Genomic DNA, 3,404 nt, shown 5'->3' with positions numbered 1-3,404 from the left:
TCGGTGTCGGCCTCCACCAGGGGCTCCACCTGCTGGCGCTCGTGGCCCACGACGGTCGCGATGCGGCCGATGCCGGCCTCGTGGGCAGCGTCCACCACCCAGCGCACGAGCGGCTTGCCCAGCACCTCGTGGGCGACCTTGGGCTTCTTCGACTTCATGCGGGTTCCGGCACCCGCGGCGAGCACGATGGCGGCAGCTTCCATGGTTTCCCTTCGTTCGCACGACGTTTTCGACCGTACAGTATAGCGCAGAGCCCGCACGGAGGGCGCGAACCCCACGCAGAAGCCATGCAGGTCGCAAGGCGAGCACGGAAGCAGGCAGCGGAGCGGGGCGCGGGCGCGTACCGGGTGCCCGCGCGGCCCCGTGGACGAATACCGGAGGCGGCTAATCCCGCGGCGCGCTGCTCCCGTCCTTGTGCTCGCCGCCGCTCGTGCCGGTGACGTCGTCGGCCTCGCGGCGGAGTGCGTCGCGGAGGGCCTCCTCGCCCCTCTCGCGCAGAAGCGTCTCCTCCACGCTGGCCAGCGGGGGCTCGCCGGCGTGCTCCTTGAACTCCTCCTGCACCTTCTCCAAGAGGTCGTCCTTGCCCTCCTCGCGCAGCACGCGCACCACCTCGTTGCGCACGGCCTCGCGCACGTCCCCGATGGAACCGCCGCCCAGAAGGCCGGTCGGGCCCAGGTCGACGGCTATCTCGAACACGCCGCCGCGCCTCTTCGCCGCCTCGACCTCGTCTTTGATCGCAGGGTCTTCCAAATCGCGCAGCAGCTCCTCGGCCTCGCGCGCGGCCTCGTCGCCCGCCGTCTGGCGCGTGATGTCGTCGGCGCTCGAGGACAGGTACGCCACGCCGCGCTTCTGCGCCGCCTTCGCCTGCAGCAGCAGCAGCACGAAGCCCAGTACGCCGGCCAAAAGCGATGCCGCCAGGATGCCCAGCTTCGCCGTGGCCACCAGGCCCTCGTCGGGGAACGCCAGGTTCGCCACGAAGATGGCCATGGTGAAGCCCACGCCGCCCAGGATGGACGCGCCCAGCATGTGGAACCAGTTCACGTTCTCGGGCAGCGAGGCCAGCTTGGACTTCACCACCGCCATGCTGAACAGCATGATGCCAAGCGGCTTGCCCACGAGCAGGCCCAGCAACACGCCGTAGAGCACCGGGCTCGAGAGCATCGCCCCCACGTCCACGCCCAGGAAGCTCACGTCGGCGTTCGTGAGGGCGAACAGCGGCAGGATGCCGAAGTACACCCAGGGGTACAGCCGGTGCTCCAGGCGCGTGGCCGGCGGCACCACCTGGCGCGCCACGCGGCTAAGATCCTGCACCGTCTCTATGTAGCCGCCCTGCGCGATGACGGGCGTCTCGGGCTGGTAGGCCGAGCACGCCTCGCGCACCTTGTCGCCCGACCAGGTGAGGAAGCTCTTGATGTTCACGCGCGACCCCGAGGGGATGGTGAACGCCAGCAGCACGCCGGCGATGGTGGCGTGCACGCCCGACATGTACACGCAGTACCACAGCACGGCCCCCACCAGCAGGTACGGAATGAGCGAGTAGATGTGGTTGCGGTTCATGAGCACGAGCACGAACAGCACCACGGCGGCCACGGCCAGCCACGGCAGCGACGGGCTGTGCCCGTAGAAGATGGCGATGACCAGGATGGCAATGATGTCGTCGGCCACGGCCAGCGTGCTCAGGAACACGCGCACGCCGTTCGGCACGCGGTTGCCCAAGAGCGCCAGGATGCCCAGCGCGAACGCGATGTCGGTGGCCGTGGGCACGCCCCAGCCGTGCGCCGTCTCCGGGTTCGTCGCGTTGAAGGCCAGGTAGATGCCGATGGGCGCCAGCACGCCGCCCACGGCCGCCACGATGGGCAGCAGCGCCTGGCGGATGTTCGTGAGCTCGCCCACCGTGAGCTCGTACTTCACCTCCAAGCCCACCAGCAGGAAGAAGATGGCCATGAAGATGTCGTTGATGACGTGGCCGAGCGACATGCCGGCGAACCCGTCGCCGAAGAACACGCCCACCTCCGTGTGCCAGAAGCCCAAAAACGCCTCGTACGCCCCCGTGTTCGCCACGATCAGCGCCACGACGGCCGCCAGGAGCATGGCGCCCGCGGCCTTCGTCGAAGAGTGCGTGAATTGGATGAGCTTGCGGTAGCGCGCCTGATGCCGTTGCACCTCGTTGATGAACAGCTTCTGCTCTTTGGCCGGTGTGGATGCCATGTCCGCCCTATCTGTCGACAATGCCTGAAAGTCCTATTATCCCTTATACACCCTCGTGGGCCTCGCATTCACCACCCGTTTCCAACCCGATTTCACAACGTAGCGCATTCTCTCCAAGGCGGTGCCCCGCAGGCCGGCGCCCCGTGCGCCGTTTTGCCAACGGCTCGAAAATACCCTGCCGCAGTCGGGCGTTTTGCGCTATGCTGTACCCATCAGTTTGGCGTGAGGAGTCGACTTGGGTCTTGCATGAGCGGCATATCGGTATCCGCCCCGCACGACCTCGGCCAGGGCTTCCGGCCAAGCTTTTTTTATTCGCCACGAGGTAAGAGGTGAGTGCTATGAGCATTACCGTAGCCGGACGCAAAATGCCCGTAACCGATGCACTGCGTCAATACGCCGAGGAGAAGATCGGCAACTCGATGAAGGTCATGGACATCGACCCTCTCGTTGCCGAGGTTGTTCTGTACGTGGAGAAGAATCCCGCGAACCCCCGCCCTGCCTGCTGCGAGGTCACGCTGCGCACGAAGGGCCACATCATCCGCGTGGAGGAATGCGAAGAGGACATGTACGCCGCCATCGACGTGGCCGCCGCCAAAGTGGTCCGCCAGCTGCGCAAGTACAAGACGAAGGTCATCGACCGCAAGCTGCGCGCCGTGGACGAGACCATCCGCACCGAGCCCGTGCCGACCAAGGATCTCGACCAGCTCATGGAGGAGCTCGCGGCCGACGAGGAGGTCGTGCGCGTGAAGGAGATCGAGTTCGAGCCGCTGACCGAGGAGGAGGCGCTCGTGAAGATCGACCTCTTGGGCCACGACTTCTTCGCCTACACCGACCGCGACACCAGCATGGTGAACGTGCTCTACCGCCGCGACGACGGCGGCTACGGCCTGCTCAAGCAGCGCGAAGAAGCCTAGCATCCGAAGGGGAGAACGGTGACCGGTTCCAACAGGCACGACGATGCTCGGTCCCGCCGTTCTCCCCGCCCTGCCCGGGCGGGGCGGGTCGTGCTCTCCGCCCGGGACTACCTGAAGAGCACTCCCGGCCAGACGGCCGAGCAGATCGGCCCGGCCACGGGGAATACGGGGAGCCGCAGGCCGTCGACCCTGGAGGACGCGCAAGCACACGCGCGCGGCGAGGCGGAGGCACCCGAGAACGGAAATGCGGCCCGCCCGCAGACCCGGCCGAACCGTCCGCAG

Annotated in this window: 4 protein-coding genes; 2 read left to right on the top strand and 2 right to left on the bottom strand. The window is 67.1% G+C overall.

Annotation, left to right across the window (positions count from 1 at the left end):
• Both GPA_RS07700 and nhaA read right to left on the bottom strand, forming a co-directional pair.
• Positions 1-203, bottom strand: a 203-nt coding sequence (locus tag GPA_RS07700) for an NTP transferase domain-containing protein (RefSeq protein WP_041239283.1), incomplete at its 3' end; no start/stop codon positions are given.
• Positions 204-384: 181 nt separating this feature from the next.
• Positions 385-2,208: a Na+/H+ antiporter NhaA gene (nhaA, locus tag GPA_RS07695; RefSeq protein WP_015539506.1), complete on the bottom strand. Its 1,824-nt coding sequence runs from the start codon at positions 2,206-2,208 to the stop codon at positions 385-387.
• Between the two features lie 338 nt (positions 2,209-2,546).
• Between nhaA and hpf the strand changes: the two genes are divergently transcribed.
• Both hpf and GPA_RS20085 read left to right on the top strand, forming a co-directional pair.
• Positions 2,547-3,122, top strand: coding sequence for a ribosome hibernation-promoting factor, HPF/YfiA family (hpf, locus tag GPA_RS07690; RefSeq protein ID WP_041239282.1), 576 nt, complete (start codon positions 2,547-2,549; stop codon positions 3,120-3,122).
• 18 nt (positions 3,123-3,140) lie between these two features.
• The coding region (locus tag GPA_RS20085; RefSeq protein ID WP_041239281.1) for a hypothetical protein at positions 3,141-3,404 on the top strand (264 nt) is incomplete at its 3' end.

Origin of the sequence: Gordonibacter pamelaeae 7-10-1-b, assembly GCF_000210055.1 — a bacterium.
Classification (GTDB): Bacteria; Actinomycetota; Coriobacteriia; order Coriobacteriales; family Eggerthellaceae; genus Gordonibacter; species Gordonibacter pamelaeae.
Note: the sequence above shows the minus strand (reverse complement) of the source record. Positions and strands in the feature narration are given on the sequence as shown.